General features: G+C 31.5%; 1 pseudogene. It reads left to right on the forward strand.

Annotated elements, in window-relative coordinates:
• Window positions 1–536, forward strand: a pseudogene (locus DMC01_RS12755) (ADP-dependent glucokinase/phosphofructokinase); the annotation flags it as partial.

The following is a 536-nucleotide window of genomic DNA, read 5'->3' on the forward strand; positions in this document are numbered from 1 at the left end:
TTAAACTGTCCTAATAGCATTGCTGGAATTGCTAATCCTTGCACTCAAATTGCTTTAATCTTACCAAGTGCAAGGGGATTAAAAAAATACAATGAAGATTATCCTATAATGCAAGATTTATGTATGAGTGGGGTATTTAGCGATAAAGGCTTTGCTGTCATTTGCACCAAACAAGAAAATACACTTAAAATTCAAGCAGCAAAGATGACAAATTCTAAGATAAAATTCAAAGAAGACTTAGAGGCTCATATTGATTTTAGCCTACCTAGCTTAGCTATTATCACAGCATTTGATGGGCTTGATGAATTTTATTTTACTCCCAGTGCTTATGAAGATAGAAAGGCTAGTGTCATAGCTACTAAGTTTTATAAGGCAGATGAATTTTTAGATATTAATTTTGAAGCTATAAGCAAGGATGATTCTTTAAATGATTTAAATGCAAATAATGCCTTAAAATCTATGCTAGAATCATTAACTCAGCTTTATGATAAGACACATTTTGCTTATAGAATTTTTAGCCTTAGAGTGGCTTATAG

It is taken from the genome of Campylobacter troglodytis, assembly GCF_006864425.1.
Lineage (GTDB): Bacteria > Campylobacterota > Campylobacteria > Campylobacterales > Campylobacteraceae > Campylobacter_D > Campylobacter_D troglodytis.